At 68.6% G+C, this 23,028-nt stretch carries 18 protein-coding genes and 1 riboswitch; of the genes, 6 read left to right on the top strand and 12 right to left on the bottom strand.

Translation table 11 applies throughout. From position 1 onward, the window contains the following. Positions 1–63 precede the first annotated feature (63 nt). Positions 64–1,440, bottom strand: coding sequence for a regulatory protein RecX (locus A3ES_RS57035; protein ID WP_420323136.1), 1,377 nt, complete (start codon positions 1,438–1,440; stop codon positions 64–66). After that, the gene (gene recA, locus A3ES_RS0112995; RefSeq protein ID WP_020387253.1) at positions 1,427–2,500 is read right to left on the bottom strand and encodes a recombinase RecA; all 1,074 of its coding nucleotides are present in this window, start codon (positions 2,498–2,500) and stop codon (positions 1,427–1,429) included. The genes A3ES_RS57035 and recA overlap by 14 nt, the downstream gene beginning before the upstream one ends. A gap of 248 nt (positions 2,501–2,748) precedes the next feature. Here recA and A3ES_RS0113000 point away from each other — a divergent pair, with 248 nt between their 5' ends. The 3 genes from A3ES_RS0113000 to A3ES_RS0113010 all read left to right on the top strand — a co-directional run bounded on the left by A3ES_RS0113000 (position 2,749) and on the right by A3ES_RS0113010 (position 6,406). After that, positions 2,749–3,540 (top strand): hypothetical protein, encoded by a 792-nt coding sequence (locus tag A3ES_RS0113000; protein ID WP_020387254.1) that lies wholly within the window; start codon positions 2,749–2,751, stop codon positions 3,538–3,540. A 28-nt stretch (positions 3,541–3,568) separates the two neighbouring features. Then, positions 3,569–4,138: a GrpB family protein gene (locus A3ES_RS0113005; RefSeq protein ID WP_020387255.1), complete on the top strand. Its 570-nt coding sequence runs from the start codon at positions 3,569–3,571 to the stop codon at positions 4,136–4,138. Positions 4,139–4,282: 144 nt separating this feature from the next. Then, positions 4,283–6,406: an MMPL family transporter gene (locus tag A3ES_RS0113010; protein WP_020387256.1), complete on the top strand. Its 2,124-nt coding sequence runs from the start codon at positions 4,283–4,285 to the stop codon at positions 6,404–6,406. 26 nt (positions 6,407–6,432) lie between these two features. On the opposite strand, the gene A3ES_RS0113015 is transcribed toward A3ES_RS0113010, so the two are convergent. Continuing rightward, complete coding sequence (locus A3ES_RS0113015; RefSeq protein ID WP_020387257.1) at positions 6,433–6,627, bottom strand: DUF3046 domain-containing protein; 195 nt, start codon at positions 6,625–6,627, stop codon at positions 6,433–6,435. Next, positions 6,627–7,706, bottom strand: coding sequence for an LppM family (lipo)protein (locus tag A3ES_RS0113020; RefSeq protein WP_020387258.1), 1,080 nt, complete (start codon positions 7,704–7,706; stop codon positions 6,627–6,629). Before A3ES_RS0113020 ends, A3ES_RS0113015 begins: the two co-directional genes overlap by 1 nt. An 80-nt stretch (positions 7,707–7,786) precedes the next feature. Between A3ES_RS0113020 and A3ES_RS0113025 the strand changes: the two genes are divergently transcribed. The 3 genes from A3ES_RS0113025 (at position 7,787) to A3ES_RS51230 (ending at position 13,677) form a co-directional block, all read left to right on the top strand. Next, entirely contained in the window at positions 7,787–12,373 is a 4,587-nt protein-coding gene (locus A3ES_RS0113025; RefSeq protein WP_026162827.1) for an ATP-dependent helicase, read from the top strand. Positions 12,374–12,376: 3 nt separating this feature from the next. Next, the gene (locus A3ES_RS0113030; RefSeq protein ID WP_020387260.1) at positions 12,377–13,162 is read left to right on the top strand and encodes a DNA-formamidopyrimidine glycosylase family protein; all 786 of its coding nucleotides are present in this window, start codon (positions 12,377–12,379) and stop codon (positions 13,160–13,162) included. Between the two features lie 92 nt (positions 13,163–13,254). Beyond that, positions 13,255–13,677, top strand: a complete 423-nt coding sequence (locus A3ES_RS51230; RefSeq protein WP_020387261.1) for a DUF4262 domain-containing protein — start codon at positions 13,255–13,257, stop codon at positions 13,675–13,677. Positions 13,678–13,697: 20 nt separating this feature from the next. Here the strand turns inward: A3ES_RS51230 and A3ES_RS0113040 are convergent, their stop codons facing one another. The 8 genes from A3ES_RS0113040 to A3ES_RS0113075 all read right to left on the bottom strand — a co-directional run bounded on the left by A3ES_RS0113040 (position 13,698) and on the right by A3ES_RS0113075 (position 22,746). Further along, positions 13,698–13,988, bottom strand: coding sequence for a helix-turn-helix domain-containing protein (locus A3ES_RS0113040; protein ID WP_020387262.1), 291 nt, complete (start codon positions 13,986–13,988; stop codon positions 13,698–13,700). A 163-nt stretch (positions 13,989–14,151) separates the two neighbouring features. Continuing rightward, a complete protein-coding gene (locus A3ES_RS0113045; protein ID WP_237744941.1) occupies positions 14,152–14,598 on the bottom strand; it encodes a CinA family protein in 447 nt (148 codons plus the stop codon). Between the two features lie 170 nt (positions 14,599–14,768). Further along, on the bottom strand, positions 14,769–15,392 hold the full coding sequence (pgsA, locus tag A3ES_RS0113050) for a CDP-diacylglycerol--glycerol-3-phosphate 3-phosphatidyltransferase (protein WP_026162828.1): 624 nt from the start codon (positions 15,390–15,392) through the stop codon (positions 14,769–14,771). Continuing rightward, on the bottom strand, positions 15,389–17,122 hold the full coding sequence (locus A3ES_RS56020) for a MiaB/RimO family radical SAM methylthiotransferase (RefSeq protein WP_040454633.1): 1,734 nt from the start codon (positions 17,120–17,122) through the stop codon (positions 15,389–15,391). Before A3ES_RS56020 ends, pgsA begins: the two co-directional genes overlap by 4 nt. 663 nt (positions 17,123–17,785) lie before the next feature. Then, on the bottom strand, positions 17,786–18,547 hold the full coding sequence (locus tag A3ES_RS0113060; RefSeq protein WP_157630483.1) for a helix-turn-helix domain-containing protein: 762 nt from the start codon (positions 18,545–18,547) through the stop codon (positions 17,786–17,788). 92 nt (positions 18,548–18,639) lie between these two features. After that, positions 18,640–19,212 (bottom strand): hypothetical protein, encoded by a 573-nt coding sequence (locus tag A3ES_RS0113065; RefSeq protein ID WP_020387267.1) that lies wholly within the window; start codon positions 19,210–19,212, stop codon positions 18,640–18,642. Between the two features lie 3 nt (positions 19,213–19,215). Continuing rightward, positions 19,216–21,837, bottom strand: coding sequence for an FtsK/SpoIIIE family DNA translocase (locus A3ES_RS0113070; RefSeq protein ID WP_026162829.1), 2,622 nt, complete (start codon positions 21,835–21,837; stop codon positions 19,216–19,218). Positions 21,838–22,230: 393 nt separating this feature from the next. After that, positions 22,231–22,746, bottom strand: a complete 516-nt coding sequence (locus A3ES_RS0113075; RefSeq protein WP_020387269.1) for a DinB family protein — start codon at positions 22,744–22,746, stop codon at positions 22,231–22,233. A gap of 162 nt (positions 22,747–22,908) precedes the next feature. Beyond that, a riboswitch (SAM riboswitch) is annotated at positions 22,909–23,022 on the top strand. Positions 23,023–23,028: the final 6 nt, after the last annotated feature.

Below are 23,028 nucleotides of genomic sequence, written 5' to 3' on the forward strand. Positions count from 1 at the left end.
GATGTCTTGTGGGCGCCGCTAGCGGGACGCCTCATCGAGCGGGCCAGCCCGCTCGGTACGGCGTTAGTCGGCTTCGAGGCCTGAGTCGTTGAGGAGGGGGAGTTCCTCGTCGGTCGCGGCTAGTTCTTGTTTGACGATGGTCATGGCGAGGCCGCCTGGGTAGCCCTTGCGGGCGAGCATGCCGATCAGGCGGCGCATGGCGACCTGGCGATCGAGGGAGCGCATCGAGCGGAGCTTCTTGCGGACCAGGGCGCGCGCGGTGGCTTCTTCCTGGTCGGGGTCGAGTTCTTCGAGGGCGTCGCGGGCGAGTTCGTCGTCGACGCCTCGGCGGCGGAGTTCCTGGGCGAGAGCGCGCTTGCCCAGGCCGCGGCCGCGATGGCGTGACTCGACCCAGGCGTTCGCGAAGGCCGCGTCGTCGATCAGCCCGACGTCGGTGAAGCGATCAAGCACCTCGTCCGACACGTCGTCGGGGATTTCGCGCTCGGCCAGCAGGTCGGCCAATTCAGCTCGAGTCCGAGGCTGACCACTCAGTTTGTCGAGCAGGATCGTCCGCGCCGTGGACGCTGGATCCGCCGACTCGTCGAGTTCGGCATCCGCCGACGCACTCGGCCGTCTGTCACCGAACCGCCGGCTCCCCCGCAGCCCTGACCTCCGCCGACCACCCGTTCCCGACGATCTGCCGCCAGAAGAACCATCACCACTCGGAGCGTCAACACCCGGAGCGTCAACACTCGGAGCAGCAACGTCTGAAGCAGCATCACCAGAATCGGCGACAGCATCACCCAACCGGCTGGAAGCACCAACGGAACTTGCGGCGGGCGCGCCGATGCTGCCGCCCGCCGATCTGCCACTGCCGGCCACCCCGGATGACCCACTGGACGCGGACGAGTCGACGCCACCACCGCCGGCGGACCCACCCGTCATCCAGGCATCAACCGGCTCGCTGGCCGACCCACCCGACGTCCACACATCAACCGGCGCACTGGCCGACTCACCCGGCATCCAGACATCTACCGGCTCGCTGGCAGCCCAGTCCGGCATACGGTCGGCAGGGCCCTCGAAAGCATCGATCGCTCCACCGTCGGCCGAGCCATCGGCAACACCGCCGACCCGCCCACCCGTAGAACGGCGAGGCCTCCCAGACCGACCTTGCCCAGACCGACCTCCACCTGAGGGAGCTTGGCCTGAGCGACCTTGCCCTGAGGAACCCCGACCGCTGCGGCTCCCGGCGGACTTCCCGGATGCCCCCGCGTCATCCCCAAGGGACCACGGGAGCGGTTGAACAGGGGCTCGTTCCGCCTCTGGATCGGCCTCCAACTGCTGAGGCGGAACGATTCCCGCTAGTCCCCGGCGGACTCCGTCGGGCAGCTCCGGCAAAGCCTTCCTGGAGCTGCCCGGACGGTTGGCGCCGGGAGACGACGGGCGATCAGAAGTCGACATCGACCGCGGCCGCAGCCTCGGCCGGCACGTCGACGACTACCGGGCCGATGCCCATCTTCTCCTTGATCTTCTTCTCCAGCTCGTTGGCCAGATCCGGGTTGTCGCGCAGGAAGTTCCGCGCGTTCTCCCGGCCCTGACCGAGCTGGTCGCTCTCGTAGGTGAACCAGGCACCGGCCTTGCGGACGAAGCCCTGCTCCACACCGAGGTCCAGCAGGCTGCCCTCGCGGCTGATGCCCTGGCCGTAGATGATGTCGAACTCGGCCTGCTTGAACGGCGGGGCCACCTTGTTCTTCACGACCTTGACCCGGGTCCGGTTGCCGACGAAGTCGGTACCGTCCTTCAGCGACTCGATCCGGCGCACGTCGAGTCGCACCGAGGCGTAGAACTTCAGCGCCTTACCACCGGTCGTCGTCTCCGGGGAGCCGAACATCACGCCGATCTTCTCGCGCAGCTGGTTGATGAAGATCGCGGTGGTGTTGGTCCCGCTGACCGCACCGGTCATCTTCCGCAGCGCCTGGCTCATCAGCCGGGCCTGCAGACCGACGTGGCTGTCGCCCATCTCGCCCTCGATCTCGGCCCGGGGCACCAGCGCGGCCACCGAGTCGATCACGACGATGTCGATCGCGCCGGAGCGGATCAGCATGTCGGCGATCTCCAGCGCCTGCTCACCGGAGTCCGGCTGCGAGACCAGCAGCGCGTCGGTGTCGACGCCGAGCTTCTGGGCGTAGTCCGGGTCCAGCGCGTGCTCGGCGTCGATGAACGCCGCGATCCCGCCGGCCGCCTGTGCGTTCGCCACTGCGTGCAGCGCGACCGTCGTCTTACCGGATGATTCCGGACCGTAGATCTCCACCACACGACCGCGCGGCAGGCCGCCGATCCCGAGCGCGATGTCGAGCGCGATCGAACCGGTCGGGATGACCTCGATCGGCGCGCGGCCCTGCTCGCCCAGGCGCATCACCGCACCCTTGCCGCAGCTTCGCTCGATCTGCGTCAGCGCCGTCGCCAGCGCCTTCTCGCGATCCGCGGCCTTGCGGTCGTCCTTCGCCGCTGCACCAGCCATGTGACTGCCACCTAACCCATCTACTATCGGGGCCGCTGTCCAGCTGCCCGGAGGAAATTCGTTGTCGCCAGAGACGGTATGGGTTCCGACGGACAGTTTTCGGTGCCGGAGAGAATCTGTGGACAAACCCGGCCGATCCGAGGAACTCGTACGAGACAAAATAGCCCGAACACCTGTTCGAATCACAACTGACACGCCGAAGCACCCCGAGATCGTGGCTGGACCTTCGAGTCCCTACCCTGGCGGTCGTGACCGACCGTCCTGACATCCCCGACTCCGCCGTCGTCCTCGCCCTCAGCCGGGTCGAGTTCGGCATCGACTCGGTGCTCGACGCACTCCGCTCCCAGGACCCCTTCGGCATCCGCAGCGTCCTGGCCGAGTACTCCGCCCAGGAGCAACCCAACCTGGCCGAGAAGGGCCTGATCCTCGCGATCGACCGGCTGCTCAAGATGAAGGTGCCCGGCCACGCCGAGTGGCCGACCCTGCCGCTGGCCAAGCGCTGCGACTGGTGGGTGGAGCGGCTCGGCGGGTTCGCAGCGGTGGTAGCGGGTCTCCCCCGCCTCGGTGGCGCTGCAACCGACGCCCTGCCGGTCAAGGACACCCTTGGCGCCGCAGTACAGGCCATGGTGATCGGGGCGGTCTGTCGCGAGTACGGCGTCGACGCGCACGCGGACCGGACCGCTGTGATCGCCAGGGTGCTTACAGCTCGCCCGATCACGCCTGACGACGTACTGCGGTACGACGATCCCACCACTGCCGGCAAGGATGTCGCGGAGCAACTGGGGCTGGGTAACGAGTCAGAGGAGGCCGGTCTCCGCAAGGGTGTCCGCCTGGTCTGGCGGATCAGCAAGCTCTTCGGTGGACTCGGAGAGGTGTTCGAAGAGCGGCCTCGCGGCAGCATCGGCGCAAGGATGCTCGGCAAGCTCCCTGCGGTCGGAGTGGTCGGCGGGTACTTCGACGAGCGCAAGGGCATTCGCAAGGCCGCGTACGCCGCAGCCGAGCTGCTCAGCACCAGCGCCTTCCGGGTAAAGCCTGTCTGAGACGGCGACTCACTGGAATGATCACCTCATGAGCGCGATCGCCATAGTCAACCCGGACGCGAGCTGGGCCGCGCAGTACGACAAGACGGCCCAGGTGATCAGCAACATCCTCGGCGACGTCGCAGTACGGGTGGACCACATCGGTTCGACCTCGGTACCGGGCCTGGCGGCCAAGGACGTCCTCGACATCCAGGTGACCGTGGCGGCCGAGTCCGAGCTGGAAGACGCCGTGCAACTGCTGGTAGCGACCGACTGGGAGGCGAGGGCGCCCCGGCGTGACCACCCGGTGCCCGGCCTGCCCAAGGACGAGTTCCAGTGGGTGAAGCGACTGGTGATCGAGCCCATGTACCGCCGCCGGGTGAACCTGCATCTGCGTGTGGCCGGCCGCGCCAACCAGCGGTACGCGCTGCTCTTCAGGGACTACTTACGTGCCCACCCGGACACCGCAGCGGCGTACGGGGAGTTCAAGCGGCGGGCCGCGTCGCTGCCGTTGGAGTCAGTCGGCGAGTACGCCGATCTGAAGGATCCCGTGTGCGACCTGATCTATCTGCCCGCCGAGGAGTGGGCAGAGCGTTCCGGCTGGACCAGTGACCGTTAGGGCAACCCCCTGCGGACAGTGACCGGAGTACTACGCGGGGCTCGTTGACGTGCGCCCGTGACAGCCAGGAGTCTGGACCAGGGGTGTGTCGTCGACGACCCGGCGTACGGCGGGCGGGCGCTTCCCCAGGGGGCGTGATAGCGAATGGCGGGATCAGGGCGGCTCGCGGCGTTGCCGTGCGGCAAGGTGTCTAAGTGGATCGTGCTCGGGCTGTGGATCGTGGCGGTCGCCGTGTGCTTCAGCCCAGCCGGCAAGCTGACTGGTGCACAGGAGAACGACGCTGTGTCCTGGTTGCCCGGCAATGCCGAGTCCACCGAGGTGCTGAAGGCAACGGCACAGTTCTCCTCACCGGACGAGATCCCCGCCGTGCTGGTCTACGAACGACCTACCGGACTGACCGACGCTGACAAGCAAGCCGTCGCCGGCCACGTAGCGGAGTACGGGAAGCTGCAGGACGTCGATCGGGACGTAGTCGGGCCGATTCCGTCGGAGGACGGCAAGGCGCTGCAGGTCCTGGTACCGATCAACGCGGGCGCTGGCGGCTGGGAAGTGATCGGCGCCAGAGCCGATGACATCCGCAGGCTCGCCGCCGAGCGACCTGATGGACTGTCGTTCCACCTGACCGGGCCTGGCGGCTTCGCTGCCGACTCCCAGGAGGCGTTCGCCGGGATCGACGGCAAGTTGCTGTACTCCGCGGCTGCGGTAGTGATCGTGATCCTGCTGCTCACCTACAGAAGCCCAGTGCTGTGGCTGCTGCCGCTGATCTCGGCAGGTGTTGCGCTGTTCGCCGCACAGGCCGTCATCTACCTGCTGGCGACCAAGGCAGACCTGACAGTGAACGCCCAGAGCGCAGGCATCCTCACAGTGCTCGTCTTCGGCGCCGGGACCGACTATGCCCTGCTGCTGGTCGCCCGGTACCGGGAGGAGCTCCGTCGACATCAGGACAGGCATGAGGCGATGGCCTTTGCCCTGCATCGATCCGGTCCTGCCATCTTCGCGTCCGGCTCCACAGTGGTAGCCGGCATGTTGTGCCTGCTGCTGGCTTCCATGAACTCGACCAGTGGCCTCGGCCCCGTGGCGGCAGTCGGCATCGTGGTCGCGCTGCTCGCCATGCTGACGCTGCTGCCCGCACTGCTGGTGATCTGCGGCCGCTGGGTGTTCTGGCCGATCCGGCCGACGTACGGGTCCGACGATCACACAGAGACGAGTGTGTGGGGCCGGATCGGGCGCAGGATCGCAGTACGGCCTCGGCTCACCTGGATCACCACCACGGTTCTGCTGGGCGCTGCGGCGCTCGGCATGCTCACACTTGACGCCAACGGGCTGACGAACGAGCAGTCCTTCACCGGAACCCCGGACTCGGTGGTCGGCGAGAAGGTAGTGGCAGCACACTTCCCGGCCGGAGCAGGCAACCCACTGGTCGTCGTAGGCAAGGCAGATCACGCTACAGAGATCCGTACTGCGATGTCGTCGGTGCAGGGCATTGCCTCAGTCGCCGAGCCGCAGACGGCCGGTGGCCTTGCGTATATCGAGGGCACCATGTCCGATGCGGTCGACACCGAGGCGGCGAAGGACACGGTTGACCGGGTGCGGGCGGCCGTCCATGCGGTCGACGGGGCCGATGCGCTGGCCGGCGGTGGTGCCGCGATCCTGCTGGATACGCAACGCGCGGCAACCGACGACAACAAGATCATCATTCCGGCCGTGCTCGCGGTGGTGCTGATCATCCTGGCGTTGCTGCTGCGGTCGCTGCTGGCGCCGGTGTTGCTGGTGGCAACCGTAGTGCTGTCCTTCGGTGCCGCGCTCGGGATCAGCTCGCTGGTGTTCAGTCAGCTGCTGGGGTTCGAGGGCGCGGACAGTTCGCTGCCGTTGTTCGTCTTCGTCTTCCTTGTTGCCCTAGGCATCGACTACAACATCTTCCTGATGACCAGGGTGCACGAGGAGTCGAAGGTGCACGGCACCAGACGCGGCGCGCTGATCGGCGTCGCCGCGACCGGCGGGGTGATCACCTCGGCCGGCCTGGTGCTGGCGGGCACGTTCGCAGTACTGGCGACGATGCCGGTGGTCGCGTTCGCGGAGATCGGCATCGCGGTCGCCCTGGGCGTGCTGCTGGACACCATCGTGGTCCGGTCCGTCCTGGTGACGGCGCTCAACCTCGACATCGGCCGGCATCTGTGGTGGCCGAGCAAGCTCGCGCAGAAGCGCGACCCGGACCCCACAGAAGCACTGGCCGACCCCGAACCAGAACGCACCCTCGCCGGCAGCTAGCCGTCCAGCGAACGCACGCCGACTGGCTAGCGCTCGCTGGCCGGCAGTTGGAGGTGCGCCCAGACGGCGCGCCAGACGGCCTTGGCGGCTTCGCCGTCGGACAGGGCCTCGACGACCGTGCGGCCGCCGAGCTCACTCAGCGCCTGGGTCTCCGCCCAGGTTCGCGAGTAGGCAGGGCCCAGATGGCTGTCCATCCGGGCCCAGAACTCCGTCAGTCTCATTACTGCCCATCGTCGTCCGGCGGCCGGTTCCAGCCGCCTTGCTGTCCGCCCTGCTGCGGCGGCTGGCCCCAGCCACCTTGCCCCTGCTGCGGAGGCTGTCCCTGAGCGGGCGGTCCCTGAGGCGGCTGACCCCAACCGCCCTGACCCTGCTGAGGCGGCGGACCCTGTGGCGGCTGCTGCGGTCCCCACTGGCCGGGCTGACCCTGCTGCGGAGGCTGCGGCTGCCCAGGGTACTGCCCCTGACCGGGCTGACCGTACTGCTGCGGCGGCTGACCGTACTGACCCGGCTGCCCCTGCCCGTATTGACCGGGCTGCCCGTACCCAGGCTGGCCCTGCGGCGGACCGTACTGACCAGGTGCGCCCTGCTGGCCGCCGTACTGGGGTCCCCACTGGCCCTGCTGCGGCTGGCCCGGGTACTGCCCGTACTGGCCGTACTGCTGCGCTTTGGCCTTGCGCCCACGCAGTACGAAGAAGGCCACGGCACCCGCCGCGAGCAGCAGTAGCACGATGATCAGGATCAGCGCCCACGTTGGGAAGCTGCTGCCGGCCTCGGACGTCAGCGACACGTTGCCCAGCTTGTCGAGGCTGTCGTACGTCGCCGTGCGGCCGTCGACCTTGGCGCCTGAGTCGTGCTCGAGGATCTTGCCCGGCATGGTGATCTTGAAGTTGACCACCGGCGTGGCACCGCCAGTGTTCCTGCCGAGGTTCGCCTGCTTGACCGTGACCACGAATTTGTCGCCGTCCTTGCGGAAGCCCACGCCCTGACCGGTCGACGTCCCCATCTTGCTGAACGGCACGTTGTCGAAGGTGCAGTTCGATCCGACGTACTTGTCGTCCTGGAAGGCCTCGCAGGTCACGCCCTCGGTGGCGGTCTGCTTGATCCCCTTCTCGACCTGCTCGCGGATCGCGTCGATCGACTGACCGCTGCTGGTCAGCAACTGCTTGTCGATACCGATCTGCATCGTGCCGGAGACGGTCTCGTTGGAATTCACCTTGAGGTCGGCATCGAGCTTCACGCAGCCGGTCAGACCGACCAGGCAGGCCACGATGACGAGCGCGGTGCGCACGCGGTTCTTCATGCGGCGATCATTCCAGAAGACAGGGACACTGCGACCGCTGGGAACGGTCCAGACGAAAACTGTCGGTGCGGCCGGGCAAGATGGTGGCCGTGCAGAGATCCAGCGCGTTGAGCCGCTTCTCGCCCGCGACCCGGGCGTGGTTCGGCGACGTCTTCGAGGCAGCCACCCCGGCCCAGCTCGAGGCGTGGGACGCGATCACCGCGGGCCGGGACGCCCTGGTGGTCGCCCCGACTGGTTCGGGCAAGACGCTGGCGGCCTTCCTCTGGGCGCTCGACCGGCTCGCCACCACGCCCCCGCCGGACGATCCGAAGCTGCGCTGCCGGGTGCTCTACGTGTCGCCGCTGAAGGCGCTGGCGGTCGATGTCGAGCGCAACCTGCGGGCCCCGCTGATCGGGATCCGGGAGACCGCCCGGCGACTGGGTGAGTCGCCGATCGACGTCGAGGTCGCCGTCCGCTCGGGTGACACGCCGGCCAACGAGCGCAGACGGTTCGCCACCAAGCCTTCCGACATTCTGATCACCACGCCCGAGTCGCTGTTCCTGCTACTCACTTCTCAGGCGAGGGAGTCGCTGCGAGGCGTCGAGACGATCATCGTCGACGAGGTGCACGCGGTCGCCGGTACGAAGCGCGGTGCCCATCTCGCGCTCACCCTCGAGCGGCTCGATGCGCTGCTGCCCGAGCCCGCCCAGCGGATCGGGCTGTCGGCGACGGTCCGGCCGGTCGAGGAGGTCGCGCGTTTCCTCGGCGGCGAGCGGCCCGTGACCGTGGTCCAGCCGAAGTTCACCAAGCAGTGGGACCTCAGCGTCGTCGTACCGGTCGAGGACATGGCCGAGCTGGCGAACACCGAGGTCGAGACGTCCGGGCCGGCCACCGGTCCACCTCGGCACGCGTCGATCTGGCCACATGTCGAGGAGCACGTCTTCGACCTGATCGCCGCGCACAGATCCACCATCGTCTTCTCCAACTCCCGCCGACTGGCCGAGCGACTGACCGCCCGGCTGAACGAGATCGCCGCCGAGCGAGCCGAGCTCGAGCTGCCGGAGGCCGGTTCGCCGGCCCAGGTGATGGCCCAGTCGGGCGCTTCGCTGGCCGCTCCCCCGTTGATCGCCCGGGCCCACCACGGTTCGGTCAGCAAGGAGCAGCGAGCCCTGATCGAGGCTGATCTGAAGTCGGGCCGGCTGCCTTGTGTGGTCGCGACCAGCAGTCTCGAGCTCGGCATCGACATGGGTGCGGTCGATCTGGTCATCCAGGTCGAGGCGCCGCCGTCGGTCGCGAGCGGTCTGCAGCGGGTCGGCCGCGCGGGTCACCAGGTCGGCGCGATCTCGCGGGGTGTGCTGTTCCCGAAGTTCCGCGGCGACCTCATCGACACGGCCGTGGTGGTCCAGCGGATGCGGGACGGGCTGATCGAGAGTCTGCACATCCCGGCCAACCCGCTCGACGTACTAGCTCAGCAGATCGTCTCGATCGTCGCCCTCGACCCGATCGACGTGGACGAGCTCTACGCACTGGTACGGCGTTGTGCTCCGTTCGCGACACTGCCGCGGTCGGCATTCGACGGCGTACTGGACATGTTGTCCGGGCGCTATCCGTCGGACGAGTTCGCCGAACTGCGGCCGCGGATCGTGTTCGACCGGGTCAGCGGCGAGATCTCGGGCCGGCCAGGTGCGCAGCGGCTCGCGGTGACCAGCGGTGGCACGATCCCGGACCGAGGCCTGTTCGGCGTTTTCCTGGTCGGCGAGTCCACGAACCACCGCGTCGGCGAGCTCGACGAGGAGATGGTCTACGAGTCCCGGGTCGGCGACGTCTTCACGCTCGGCGCCTCCAGCTGGCGGATAGAGGACATCACTCACGATCGGGTGCTGGTCTCCCCAGCCCCCGGGCAGCCGGGCCGATTGCCGTTCTGGAAGGGCGACGCGGTCGGCCGCCCGGCCGAGCTGGGAGCCGCGACCGGCGCCTTCGTGCGGACGATGGCCGCGTTGCCGCCGGCGAAGGCCATCAAGCGAGCACGCGACGCCGGCCTCGACGAGTACGCCGCCAACAACCTGGTCGCGTACCTGGCCGAGCAGCGTGAAGCCACCAGTCGGGTGCCCGACGACATCACGATCCTGGTCGAGCGGTTCCGTGACGAGCTGGGCGACTGGCGAGTCTGCATCCACTCTCCTTACGGCGGTCAGGTGCATGGCCCGTGGGCCTTGGCGATCGCGGCCCGGCTCCGCGAGCGGTACGGCATGGACGCACAGTCGGTCTCTGGCGACGACGGCATCGTCCTGCGCCTGCCGGAGACGGACGAGCCGCCGCCTGGAGCCGATCTGGTGCTGTTCGATCCGGCGGAGATCGAGGATCTGATCACGGCGGAGGTCGGCGGATCGGCCTTGTTCGCCGCACGTTTCCGCGAGTGTGCCGCGCGGGCGTTGCTGCTCCCCCGGAGGAATCCAGGCAAGCGATCACCTCTGTGGCAGCAGCGGCAGCGATCAGCGCAGTTGTTGAGCGTGGCCAGCAAGTACGGCTCGTTCCCAATCGTGCTGGAGACGCTGCGCGAGGTGCTGCAGGACGTCTATGACTTGTCCGCGCTGAAGGACCTGCTGACGGGCATCAGTGAGCGCCGGATCTCGGTGGTCGAGGTGGAGACCCCGGAGGCCTCGCCCTTCGCGAAGTCGCTGCTGTTCGGCTACGTCGGCGCGTTCATGTACGAAGGCGATACCCCACTCGCCGAGAAGCGCGCGGCGGCGCTGGCGCTCGATCAAGGCCTGCTGGCCGAGCTGCTCGGCCGCACCGAATTGCGCGAGCTGCTCGATGCCGAGGTCGTACTGCGAACCGAGGCCGAGCTGCAACGCCTCGCCGAGGATCGACGCGCTCGCGACGGCGAAGGGCTCTTCGACGTACTGCGACTCGTCGGGCCGCTGTCGTTGCCGGAGGCATCACAGCGTTGCGTAGACGGCTCGGACGCCGAGGCCTGGTTGACCGAACTCGCCGCGGCTCGACGAGTGGTCCGGGTACGGGTCGCGGGTGAGCACCGATGGGCTGTCGTGGAGGATGTCGCGCGCTTGCGAGACGCACTCGGCGTACCGCTGCCGCCGGGGATCGCCGAGGCGCATGCCGAGTCGGTCGCGGATCCACTGGGCGATCTGGTGTCGCGGTATGCCCGGACGCACGGACCTTTCCGCGCCATCGATCTAGCGACCCATCTCGGGATCGGCATCGCTGTCGTTTCGGACGCGCTGCGCCGGCTGGCCGCGGCGGGGCGAGTGGTCGAGGGTGAATTCCTGCCGGGCGGGATGGCGATGGAGTGGTGCGACAGCGAGGTACTGCGGTTGCTGCGCCGCCGGTCGCTAGCCGCGCTACGCAAGGAGGTCGAGCCCGTCGATCCTGCTGCGCTCGCGCGATTCCTGCCTGCCTGGCAAGGCATTACGAGCAGTCGCGGCCGCGGATACGACGTACTGCTGGGTGCTGTGGAGCAGTTGGCGGGATGTGCTGTGCCAGCGTCCGCGCTGGAGTCGATCGTGTTGCCATCGCGGGTGCCCGGGTATCAGCCGTCGATGCTGGACGAGCTGACCGCGACCGGCGAGATCGTGTGGGCCGGTTCTGGTTCGCTGCCGGGCACTGACGGCTGGGTCTCGCTCCATCTGGCGGACAACTGCGATCTCACGCTGCCCGATCCGGATCCAGCCTTCGAGGTCGGCGAGACCCATCAGGCGGTGCTGGACGCGTTGTCCGGTGGCGGCGCGTTCTTCTTCCGCCAGCTGAGCGATGTCGTCGGCGCCACAGCTGGAGTGGTCGACGACCAGACGCTCGTCGGCATCCTCTGGGATCTCGTCTGGGCAGGACACCTGACGAACGACACACTGGCCCCGGTCCGATCTCTGGTCGGCGGCGGCCGGGGCGCGCACCGGACTCGCCGTCCTACGCCTCGCGCGCGGCCAGGACGTCCGCTGAGAGCCGGGCGGCCCGCGATGCCTGCTCGGAGTGGTCCACCGACGGCGGGCGGCCGATGGTCATTGCTGCCGGAGCGCAACGAAGACGCGACTAGGCGCGCCCACGCGGCAGCGGAGACGCTGCTCGATCGCTATGGGATCGTCACACGTGGCTCAGTCATGACAGAGCGGACGCCGGGTGGGTTCGCCGCGGTCTACAAGGTGCTGAGTGCTTTCGAGGAGTCCGGACGATGCCGCCGCGGGTACTTCGTGGCGGGGCTCGGGGCTGCGCAGTTCGCCTTGCCTGGTGCCGTTGACCGGTTGCGGGCAATGGCCGAGTTGCCGACGGTCGGCTCGAGTGGCAGCCGGTCGAAGGAACAGCCAGCGGCGCGGGCCGTAGTACTGGCAGCTGCTGATCCGGCCAACCCGTATGGCGCTGCCCTGCCCTGGCCCGAGCGTGAGAACGCAGGCGGGCACCGGCCGGGACGGAAGGCTGGGGCGCTCGTGATGCTCGTCGATGGGCGGCTGATCGTCTATGTCGAGCGTGGCGGGCGGACCGTGCTGAGCTTCACCGAGGATCCGGATCTGCTGCAGCCGGCCGTGGACGCGCTGGCCCTGGCCATCAGGGACGGTCATCTGGGCAAGCTCAGCGTGGAGACCGCGGACGGCGAGCAGGTCCGGCACACCGCTTTTGGGGATGCGCTGGCGAAGGCCGGCTTCCACGCGACGCCGCGCGGTCTGCGGCTGCGGGCCTGAGCCATGCCGGAAGGAGACACCGTCTGGCGAGCCTGTCGGCGGCTCGATCAGGCGCTGGGTGGGCAGGAGTTGACGCGCACCGACTTCCGGGTGCCGTCGCTGGCCACGACCGATCTCAGCGGTCGGAGCGTGCTCGAGGTCGTTGCGAAGGGCAAGCATCTGCTGATGCGGTTGTCGGCCGGAGTGACGATCCACAGCCACCTCCGGATGGACGGCAGTTGGCATCTGTACCGACCTGGCGAGCCGTGGAGAGGCGGCGCCGATCATCAGGTGCGCGTTGTCCTGGAGACGGCCGGCTGGCTGGCGGTGGGGTATCGGCTGCCGGTGCTGGAGCTGGTCGCGACCGCTGCCGAGGACACCGTGGTCGGTCATCTCGGCCCTGATCTGCTGTCCCCCGACTTCGACCGGGCTCTGGCGCTGGCCAATCTCGCCGCCGAGCCTGAACGGACGATCAGCGAAGCGCTACTGGACCAGCGAAACCTGGCCGGAATCGGCAACTTCTATCGGACCGAGGTCTGCTTCCTGCTCGGCCTCCATCCGTGGCGGCCGGTGGCCTCGGTCGACCTGGCGGCCGCAGTCGACCTCAGCCGTCGGCTGATGAAGGCGAATCTCGGGCATGCCGCCCAAGTGACGACCGGGGTCGATCGGCCTGGCCAGCGCTCGTACGTCTTCGAGCGGCCGGGCAAACCGTGCCGCCGGTGCCGGACGACGATCCTGGCGGCCCCGATCGGGGAGCCGCCCCGGGAGCGGGTCAGCTACTGGTGCCCCAACTGCCAGCCCGAGCAGTGAAATCCGCCTGTGGATGAACCGCTGCTCCGGCGGAAAGACGGATATCTTCCCTGTCGAGTCGAACATTTGTTCGAGTCCGAGAGGAGAGAGTCATGTGCGATCTGTGCGGCGGCATCACGAGTCCTGAGTACGAGCAGCGCCTGCTGGCCAACATCCAGCGCTACGGCTGGACGGTGCAGTTCGTCGAAGGCGACCACGGCGGGCGGAACCCGGCGTACGCCTACACGCTCGGGCTGAGCCTGCACGGGCATCCGGAGTTCATCACGTTCAACTGCCGGCCGGAGCTGGTCGCGCGCGACCTCGAGCCGCTCGCACAGGCAGTGCTCGCCGGGCGGCAGTTCGACGAGGGTGACGATCTCGGCGATCTCTTCCGGCCACGGCTGCTCCGGTTGCCGGACTCGACGACGCATCTCTACACGGCGAACACGATGTTCAGGCGCCCTGGTGATCCACCGATCCGGGCGCTGCAGTTCGTCTGGCCGAGCATGACGCCATGGCTGGAGAGCGGACGATGACCGCCCGCGAGCTGGATGGTTCAGGCTGCGGAGGCTACGACCTCGGCCTCGATCACCGGGTGCGCCAGCACCAGAGCCTCTTCGCGGGCCAGATCCTCGCTCACCTCGGCGAAGACCGTCGACAGCGGCACGTCCAGCGCCATGCAGATGGCGGCGAGCAGCTCGCTCGACGCCTCCTTCTGGCCGCGCTCGACCTCCGACAGGTAGCCCAGGCTGACCCGGGCATCGGCGGACACCTCGCGCAGTGTGCGCCCTTGGCGCAGTCGCTTACGCCGCAGGACGTCGCCCAAGAGGCCACGAACCAGCACCATGAGGTTTCTCCCTTCCGCCTGTCGGACCGAACCTACTCGCACCGTAGCTCGGTCGTGGGGACCAACGGTACCCGTTGCCGGGTCACTACTCCTCGCAATGTCCAGCTTCGGTGCGCCGTGCCAGTCTGCCTTACCTGTTCCCATGGTGGTCTCAACACTCCGATCAAGCCAGTTCTTCCGCCACTAACTCGGCAGCCAACTCCAGCGCGGCCTGCACACTGCCCTGCCGGACAGTTGCCCGGTCCCCCTTCAGCGACAACTTCCGGACCCGTACTGCGCCCGGCCCCGCGGCCGCGACGTAGACCGTGCCGGCCGCGACACCCGCCTGAGGCTCTGGACCGGCCACACCGGTCGTGGCAAGCCCATAGGTGGCCCCAAGCCGCTCCCGTACGCCGGTGGCCAGTGCTGCGGCCGTGTCGGGGTGTACCGGGCCTACAGCGGCCAGGAGATCCTCTGGGACACCAGCAAGGGTTGCCTTCAGATCAGTCGCGTAGACAACGACTCCGCCGCGGTAGACGGCTGACACGCCGGGCACATCCGTCAGCGCGGCGCCCACCAGGCCACCCGTCAGGGACTCGGCCGTCGCCAGCGTTTCCCCGCGCTGTTTCAACCGCGCTACCAACCCCAGGACCACGTCCGGAGGTGCAGCGGCAGCGGGGGTCGGCAGCTCCCGAGGACGAGCTGGGCCCGGAGCCGCGGCCTCTGCGGTGTTCGATCCGGTCCTTGATCCGGTGCTGGATCCGGTGCTGGTCCCGGTGGAGGCCGGAGGTTGGTTCGGGGTCATGGCAGAGGGTGTTTGGCGGCGGCTCGAAGACGGAGGGCCCGGCCGACGTAGTCGAGGCCCGTGACGATGGTGACGAGGACGGCGGCGCCCATGAAGACGATTGCGGTCCAGTGCAGAACGGCGAGCGAGTGCCAGGGAAGGAGGTAGAGGCCGAGGGCGATCGCCTGCAGGACCGTCTTCAGCTTGCCGCCACGGCTGGCCGGCATCACGCCGTGCCGGATCACCCAGAAGCGAAGTGCGGTGACACCCCATTCGCGCACCATCACCACGACGGTGACCCACCAAGGCAGGTCGCCGAGGATCGAGAGGCCGATGAACGCTGCGCCGGTGAGCGCCTTGTCCGCGATCGGGTCGGCGATCTTGCCGAAGTTGGTGACCATGTTCCAGCGGCGGGCGATGTCACCGTCGAACCGGTCGGTCACGATCGCGACCACGAAGGCGGCGGTGGCGAGCAGCCGGTTGCCGTCGCTCGCGCCGACGTCGCGGAGCAGCAGCCAGACGAACAGCGGCACCAGGGCGAGCCGCAGTACGGTCAGCGCGTTCGCCACATTCCAGGCGCTGGGCGCGCTGAGCGCACCGGCCGCGGCGCGCGGCACGGGGTTCGTCGGCGGGATTGTCACGCGGTCAGATTAGCTGCCGGAACACCCTCTCGGGTGCCTACCTGCGCGGCGAACGTGGCGATCAGGTCGACTCCCTCGCTCCCGACGACGTCCGCGGTGACCAGATCGCCGATGGCAAGATCCGCCGGGAAACCGGTCAGCGTGGTCGAGCCATCGACCTCCGGGCCCTGGTGGGCGGCGCGCCCTTCCGCGGTGTCGCCGTCGAACGACTCGATCAGGAGTTCGACGGTCTCGCCGATCCGGGCCTCGGCGCGGGCCGACGTCAGGTCCTCGGCGAGCCGGGTGACGCGATCCAGCCGGGCCGCGATGGTGTCCTCGTCCAGCTTGCCGTCGTAGGTCTCCGCCTCGGTGCCGTCCTCGTCCGAGTAGCCGAACACCCCGATCGCGTCGAGACCGGCGCGGGAGAGGAAGTCGCAGAGAATGTCCACATCCTCCTCGGTCTCCCCCGGGAAGCCGACGATCACGTTGCTCCGGATGCCGGCGGTCGGCGCCTGCGCGCGGACCTGGGCGATCAACTCGAGGAAACGCTCGGAGTCACCGAAGCGGCGCATCCGGCGCAGGAGCGGGCCGGACGCGTGCTGGAACGAGAGATCGAAGTACGGGACGACGCCTGGGGTCGACGCCATCGCCGTGATGAGGGTGGGTCGCATCTCGGCGGGCTGCAGGTACGAGACCCGCACGCGGGTCAGGCCCGGCACCTCGGCGATCGCCGCGACCAGCGTTTCCAGCAGGCGCAGATCGCCCAGGTCCTTGCCGTACGAGGTGGAGTTCTCCGAGACCAGGAAAACCTCGCGGACACCGTTCTCAGCGAGCCAGTGCGCTTCACCGATCACCTCGGTCGGGCGACGGGACACGAACGCACCACGGAAGGCGGGGATCGCGCAGAACGCACACCGGCGATCGCAACCGGACGCCAGCTTCAACGGAGCCATCGGCCCACCGTCGAGACGACGGCGTACGACCCGCGGCCCACTGGCAGGCGCCGACGCAAGATCCGGAGCATCAATAGTCAACTCGGATGCCTTCAGCGTGCGCCCCTTCAAACCGGACCCCTGAGTGGCGAGCCCAGTTGCAGCATCGCCCTGCCCGTCAGTGGCCAGCGCGGTTGCGCCGCTGCTCTGTCCGTCAGTGGTCAGCGCGGCTGCGCCGCTCCCCTGCCCGGCGGTGGTCAACGCGGTTGCGCCACGGGTGCGCTGACCGTCGGTGGTGAGCGCGGATGCGCTGTGGCTGGTCCGCGGGTCGGTGGCGGGGCTTGCGTCGCCGTGGCCGGGGAGGGAGACGCCTTGGGCGTTCGCGCGGTCGGCCGGGGCGAGGGGTAGGAGCTTGCGGCGGTCACGGGGTACGTGGGGCTCGTGCTTGGTGCCGGCGAGGATGGAGCGGAGCTTCTCGGAGATGTCCGCATAGTCATCGAAGCTCAGCACCGCGTCGGTCTCAGGGAGCGCCTCGGCCAACTGCTCGCCGTACCGCTCGGCCAGACAGCCGACGGCCACGACTGCCTGTGTGCGACCGGAGTCCTTGTAGTCGGAAGCAGCCAGCAGAGTGTCGACCGAATCTTTCTTGGCGGCCTCGACGAATCCGCAGGTGTTCACCACCACGGTGTCCGCCTCGGCGGCGTCCTCGACAAGCCGGAAACCTCCGGCCTCGAGCCGGCCGGCCAGTTCCTCGGAGTCGACGTCGTTGCGGGCGCAGCCCAGCGTGACCAGGGCGACGGTGGTGGGAGTCGTAGTCATCACCACCGAGTATGACTGCTCCACCTACCGCACAGAAATCAGCCGGCCAACTACACCGAGCCAGCCAACAACACCGTGGTTCTTGCGACCTCGGAGACCATGCGGCGAACCTGAACACGTAAGTACGACTACGCCGGGGCTTGAGTGGGCGCGAGTACGCGCGCGGTCGAGGGGCGACGCACTGGGCTGATCAGCGCGGGCAGCAGACCCAGACCGAAAGAGCAGGGTATGCAGCGGTGACCTCGTTGGACTGGAAGCCCGTAGGGTGCCGATGGAAGTGGGTTGTGTGTCAGATAGCGGTCCGCACTACTGACCTCGATCCTGTGGCTGGTCTGGCCGCTGCCAGCCGCCCGGCGTCGCAAGCGTGAGCCAACTGTTCGACGTCCCGCTGCGCGAACACACCAAGAAGTCCGAGTCCGAGCCGCGTTGTAGGCGACCGCGGCGTTCGACATCGGAGTACTGCCTTCGGTACTGGGTCGAAGCCGGCATTGGTGTCACGGCCGGTGGTCAGTCGACGCTGACCAGTTCCTTCCCGGGCTTCCTCGGTGGTGCGTCAGCTCATTCCTTCAATGGCAGCGGACGACCGACGGAGAAGCGAGGTGGCTGGGAGGTGGGGAGCGGCGACGCAGGAGCCGCGTGGGCATGCGGCGTGCAGAGAGGGTGTTAGTCCTCGGGGTTGGCGATTTTGCCGGTGGGGGTGATGGTGAAGCGTTTGGCGGGTGGCGTGGATTTGGTGCCGTTGATGAAGACGGTGATGTTGCCGCCGTTTTCCAGGGAGACGCGGATTTCGCCTTTGTAGGTGACGGTTTGCGTGGAGCCGGGGCCGAGCAGGCCCTGGAAGAGCTTGAGGCCCTTGGCGTCGCGGATGGTGACGTAGGAGCCGTCGCCGCGGGCTGTCAGGGTGAGCTTGGTCTTGGCGGGAACAGCGGGCTTGGCGGGCTTCGCCGGTGTGGTCGGCTTCAGTGTGGGCTTGGCCGGCGGCTTGGGAGCCGGGGTGGTCACCGCAACAGTGGGAGCCGTCTTGGAGGCGTTGGCCTCAACGTCGCTGGGCAGGGTGAACAGTCGCACCATCCCCCAGCCCATCAGGCCGACCAGGATCGCGCCCAGGACGACTGCCCAGCGCGGGCGGGCGGGATGCAGGGTCGGGCGCTTGGAGTTCGCTCGCTCCTCGCGGCGGTTGCGATCCGGTTGCGGGGCCGGGTGCGTCTCGTCGAACTTCGCCAGCAGGACTTCCGGGTCAGCCTTCACCACGCGGGCGATCGCCCGGATGTGGCCGCGGGCATAGAAGTTGCCGCCGCAACGGGAGAAGTCGTCGGCCTCCATGGCGGTGAGCAGCCCGGATCTGATCCGGGTGGACGCGCTCAGCTGCTCGATCGTCATGTCAGCCCGTTCGCGGGCCGCCGTGAGCGCGCTGCCGATGCTCACGCCCACCACCTTTCTCCACCGTCTAAGTTGAGTTCCCAGATCCGCCGACTTCACACAGTCAACGGCCTGGGCACGACGGGGTCACGCAAGGCTCAGAGTTGTTCCCTGACCGGACACCTGGTGTCCGCCAGCATGTGCAGAGCCTGTACCACTTCCCCGTTCGACGGCTTGGCCGTCAACCCGAACGGTACCGCGAGCGATGTCCCGGTCAGCCGTCGGTTGGCATCAGTGACCTTGCGAGTCGCGGCCGGCATCTCGCCGAGCACCGGTCCGGGGTCGAGCAGGTGCACCGCGATCCGGCCGTCGTCGAGCAGGTGCCGTCGCTTGAGCACGGTGACCTCCTCGATCTCCTCCCACCGGGTGCCGATCCACTCGTTCCGGATCCGCAGCCGGATACCGACGTCGTCGGCGACCAGCATCGCGCCGACGGTCAGCGCCCGAGCGCAGATCACCGCGAGCACGGCGAAAGCCGCGGCGGCGATCCAGCGCAGTACGCCGGTGGGGCTGGTCGACGCCGAGGTCGCGAAGCCGATCGCGACCAGGCCGGCGCCGGCGGCCAGGGCTCCGTGCACCTTCTGGGAGGCACGGACGGTGAACTCGTGGGTGACTGGATCGGTGTCGACAGCGTGCTGCTCAGACCGGGGCATCGCGGTATGGGCGGTCACGGGTCACTCTCCTCGCAATGTGGCGACGAAGTCCTCTAGGTCGTCCGGTTTCACCAGTACGTCACGGGCCTTGGAACCTTCGCTCGGCCCGACCACACCCCGGCTTTCCAGGATGTCCATCAGCCGGCCCGCCTTGGCGAAACCGACCCGGAGCTTACGTTGCAGCATCGACGTCGAGCCGAACTGGGTGGAAACGATCAGCTCGGCCGCCTGGACGACCAGGTCGAGGTCGTCCCCGATCTCGTCGTCCAGGTCCTTGCTCGGACCGGTCGGCGCGATCAGATCCTCGCGGTACGTCGGCTGCAGCTGCGCCTTGCAGTGCTCGACGACCGCACGGATCTCGTTCTCGGTGACCCAGGCACCCTGGATCCGCATCGGCTTGCTCGCGCCCATCGGCAGGAACAGCCCGTCACCCTGGCCGACCAGCTTCTCCGCGCCGGGCTGGTCCAGGATGACCCGGCTGTCGGCCAGCGACGAGGTCGAGAAGGCCAGCCGGGACGGCACGTTCGCCTTGATCAGGCCGGTCACCACGTCGACCGAGGGCCGCTGGGTGGCCAGTACCAGGTGGATGCCGGCGGCCCGCGCGAGCTGGGTGATGCGGACGATCGAGTCCTCCACGTCGCGCGGCGCGACCATCATCAGGTCGGCCAGCTCGTCGACGATCACCAGCAGGTACGGGTACGGCGTGAGCACGCGTTCGCTGCCGGGCGGCGGCTTGACCTTGCCCGACTTGACCGCCTTGTTGAAGTCGTCCACGTGCCGGAAACCGAACGCCGCGAGGTCGTCGTAGCGCATGTCCATCTCGCGAACGACCCACTGCAGCGCCTCGGCGGCCTTCTTCGCGCTCGTGATGATCGGCGTGATCAGGTGCGGGATGCCCTCGTAGTTGTTCAGCTCGACCCGCTTGGGGTCGACCAGGACCATCCGTACCTCGTCCGGCGTCGCGCGCATCAGGATCGAGGTGATCAGCGAGTTGACGAACGACGACTTGCCGGAGCCGGTCGCACCGGCGACGAGCAGGTGCGGCATCTTCGCCATGTTGGCGACGACGAAACCGCCCTCGACGTCCTTGCCGAGGCCGGCCACCATCGGGTGGTGGTCGTTGCGGGCCGTCGCCGACCGGATCACGTCGCCGAGGCTGACGATCTCCTTGTCGGTGTTCGGGATCTCGATACCGATCGCGGACTTGCCCGGGATCGGCGACAGGATCCGCACGTCCGCGCTGGCGACCGCGTAGGCGATGTTCTTGCTGAGCGCGGTGACCTTCTCGACCTTGACGGCCGAGCCCAGCTCGACCTCGTACCGAGTGACTGTCGGGCCGCGCGTGTAGCCGGTCACCTGGGCGTCGATGCCGAACTGCTCGAACACCTCGGTCAGCCGGTCGACGACCGCGTCGGAGGCCTTCGTGCGGGCCTTGTGCACCGAACCCGGCTTGAGCATCTGGCCGTCGGGCAGCGTGTAGGTGATGTCACCGGACAGGCTGAGCTGCTCCACCCGCTGCGGGATCGGCGCGTGCGGCGGCGGCTCAGGGGCCGACTCGGCCGACTCCGCCTTCGCGGCTGCCGCGGTCTTCCAGGCCGGCTCGGCCTCGGTGTCAGCGGCGCCATCGACGTCGTACGGGTCTTCTTCAGGCTCGACGGCTGCGGCCTTCTTGCGGCCGCGCTTGGCGATCTCGCGGCCTTCGAGCACCGGCGAGTCGTAGGGCTTGACGGTCGGCTCGGAGTCCTCGTCGAGGGCGGCCTTCGCGCGCCGCTCCTTGCGGGACAGCCGCACGGTGTCGTCGGCCTGCGCAGTCACGGACGGCGCGTCAGCCGGGATCTCGGTGCGTCCGAGCAGTACGTCGAACGCGGCGCGCACGCGCAGCGGGATCGCGTAGATCGGAGTACCGGTCACCACCAGGGCGCCGAAGATCGCCAGCAGTACGAGCAGCGGTGCCGAGACGTACTGCGTGAGGAGATCGGACAGGAACGAGGAGACGAAGTAACCGATCGCTCCCCCGGCGTCCTGGAGCTTGCCGTCGGCCGGGTTGCCGGGACGCGGCAGGCCGTTGGCGATGTGGACCAGGCCGAGTACGCCGAGCGAGACCGACGTCCAGCCGATCACCTGGCGACCAGCCGGGCCGTTGCGGTCCGGGTGGCGCATGGTGCGGACCGCGATGAACACGAGCATCATTGGTACGGCCCAGCCCAGCATGCCGACGCTGCCGCCGACCACTGTGCGGATGCCCTTGCCGACCACGCCTGGCAGGTCCCACCAGATCGCGGCGGCTACTACTAGCGCCAGACCGATCAGGGTGAGTCCGGCGCCGTCGCGGCGGTGAGCCGGGTCGAGGTCACGCGCGCCGTGCCCGATGCCGCGGACCATGCTGCCGAGCAGGTGGGCGATCCCGATCCAGACCTTGATCAGCCCCCTGCCGAGGGCCAGCATGGCGGCCGCGAAGGGACCGGCGCCGCTCGATTTGGGCGTGGCGGTGCGCGCAGCGGTGGTGCCACTGCGCTTCGCGCTCTGCCCACGCTTCTGGGCGCCTGACGGACGGGAGCGGCCACCAGCCGCCGAACGGCCCGAAGCTGGGCTGCTGGCTGCCGACTTCCGCGCCCGCGCCGGGGAAGACGTGCGGGTCGCCATGTCTAGCAGGCTACCCCGACTACCACTCGAGTCACACGTGTCACACGCCGATCACGCCGTCCCATCCGTAGCGTCACAGCGCGGACACCACCCCTCCCGAGGCGCGGCGAGGCGGGAGGGGCGAGGCGGCGCGGCGCGGCGCGGGACGGGGACGAGGCGGGGTGGCCCGGGGGTGCCGCTGGGCGAGCGGCGGAGTGGCGCGGGGTGAGGTGGGGTGCTCGGGGCGGCGCTGGGCACGGCGGGACGGGGCGAGGCGGCGCGGGGCTGGGTGGGGTGAGGTGGCCCGGGGGTGGCGCTGGGCGGGCGGGGTGGCCAAGGGTCTCGCTGGGCGGGCGGGGCGCTGGGCAAGGCGGGACGGGACGGGACGGACGAGCCGGCGCGGGGTGCGGGTGGCTAGGCGCCGGTTGTTCCGTCTAGTTGTTCGCGGAGGAGGTCGGCGTGGCCACAGTGGCGGGCGTATTCGCCGATCAGGTGGATGTAGATCATCCGCAACGAGGAGATCTCGCCTTTGAATGTGAACCGCTCGTCGAGTGAGTGACCCTCGGCCGCCTTGTCCGACCAGGTCCATTCGGCGATCAAGGCGTCGTACTCCGACCGCGCGCGCCCCGCGTCGATCAGCTCGAAGTCGGCGTCCTTGCCCAGCGAGAGGTCGAAGACCGGCTCGGCCGGGTTGTCGGCGAAGTGGATCCGGAACCAGATCCGCTCCACCTTGGTCAGGTGCCGGATCAGGCCCAGGAGCGAGAGGTTCGAAGGCGGCGACGGCCGCGTGGCCAGTTGTTCGGCGGTCAGCCCGGCGCACTTGTGCAGCAGAGTGGTCCGGTAGAAGTTCAGGTAACCGGCGAGCAACTCCTGCTCAGGGGCGACGAGCGAGCCGCCGGGCCGCTCGACCTCAGGTGCGATCCAAGTCATTGCCGCATCCTCTCCCGGCGCCTGCACACCAAGCCATCGGATTAGGCAGCGGCCCGAAACAAGCACTTCACCACGCCTGCCGTCTCACGATACGTGCGAGTATCCCATGTACTGAGATAGCTGCTGGCGCATCGACCGGGTCTTTGGCTACCGTCTTCGGCAGGTCATGAGTGCCAGCGCGAAGCCCCGGCTTGCTGGCCGGCAACCCTCCTCCGCGGTGGGGTGCCCCGGGTGAGGACCCGGCCGTTCGGATACCCCGATCGGCAAGTGCGGACCACCCGG

Origin of the sequence: Kribbella catacumbae DSM 19601, assembly GCF_000372465.1 — a bacterium.
Classification (GTDB): domain Bacteria; phylum Actinomycetota; class Actinomycetes; order Propionibacteriales; family Kribbellaceae; genus Kribbella; species Kribbella catacumbae.

Bases quoted from the DNA above. Each gene is read 5' to 3' on its own strand.
- A3ES_RS56020 (WP_040454633.1), bottom strand. From the start codon at position 17,122: ATGACTACGACTCCCACCACCGTCGCCCTGGTCACGCTGGGCTGCGCC.
- A3ES_RS0113010 (WP_020387256.1), top strand. From the start codon at position 4,283: ATGGCGGGATCAGGGCGGCTCGCGGCGTTGCCGTGCGGCAAGGTGTCT.
- A3ES_RS0113075 (WP_020387269.1), bottom strand. From the start codon at position 22,746: ATGACTTGGATCGCACCTGAGGTCGAGCGGCCCGGCGGCTCGCTCGTC.
- A3ES_RS0113020 (WP_020387258.1), bottom strand. From the start codon at position 7,706: ATGAAGAACCGCGTGCGCACCGCGCTCGTCATCGTGGCCTGCCTGGTC.
- A3ES_RS0113015 (WP_020387257.1), bottom strand. From the start codon at position 6,627: ATGAGACTGACGGAGTTCTGGGCCCGGATGGACAGCCATCTGGGCCCT.
- recA (WP_020387253.1), bottom strand. From the start codon at position 2,500: ATGGCTGGTGCAGCGGCGAAGGACGACCGCAAGGCCGCGGATCGCGAG.
- A3ES_RS0113040 (WP_020387262.1), bottom strand. From the start codon at position 13,988: ATGGTGCTGGTTCGTGGCCTCTTGGGCGACGTCCTGCGGCGTAAGCGA.
- A3ES_RS57035 (WP_420323136.1), bottom strand. From the start codon at position 1,440: ATGTCGACTTCTGATCGCCCGTCGTCTCCCGGCGCCAACCGTCCGGGC.
- A3ES_RS0113070 (WP_026162829.1), bottom strand. From the start codon at position 21,837: ATGGCGACCCGCACGTCTTCCCCGGCGCGGGCGCGGAAGTCGGCAGCC.
- A3ES_RS0113025 (WP_026162827.1), top strand. From the start codon at position 7,787: ATGGTGGCCGTGCAGAGATCCAGCGCGTTGAGCCGCTTCTCGCCCGCG.
- A3ES_RS0113030 (WP_020387260.1), top strand. From the start codon at position 12,377: ATGCCGGAAGGAGACACCGTCTGGCGAGCCTGTCGGCGGCTCGATCAG.
- A3ES_RS0113005 (WP_020387255.1), top strand. From the start codon at position 3,569: ATGAGCGCGATCGCCATAGTCAACCCGGACGCGAGCTGGGCCGCGCAG.
- A3ES_RS51230 (WP_020387261.1), top strand. From the start codon at position 13,255: ATGTGCGATCTGTGCGGCGGCATCACGAGTCCTGAGTACGAGCAGCGC.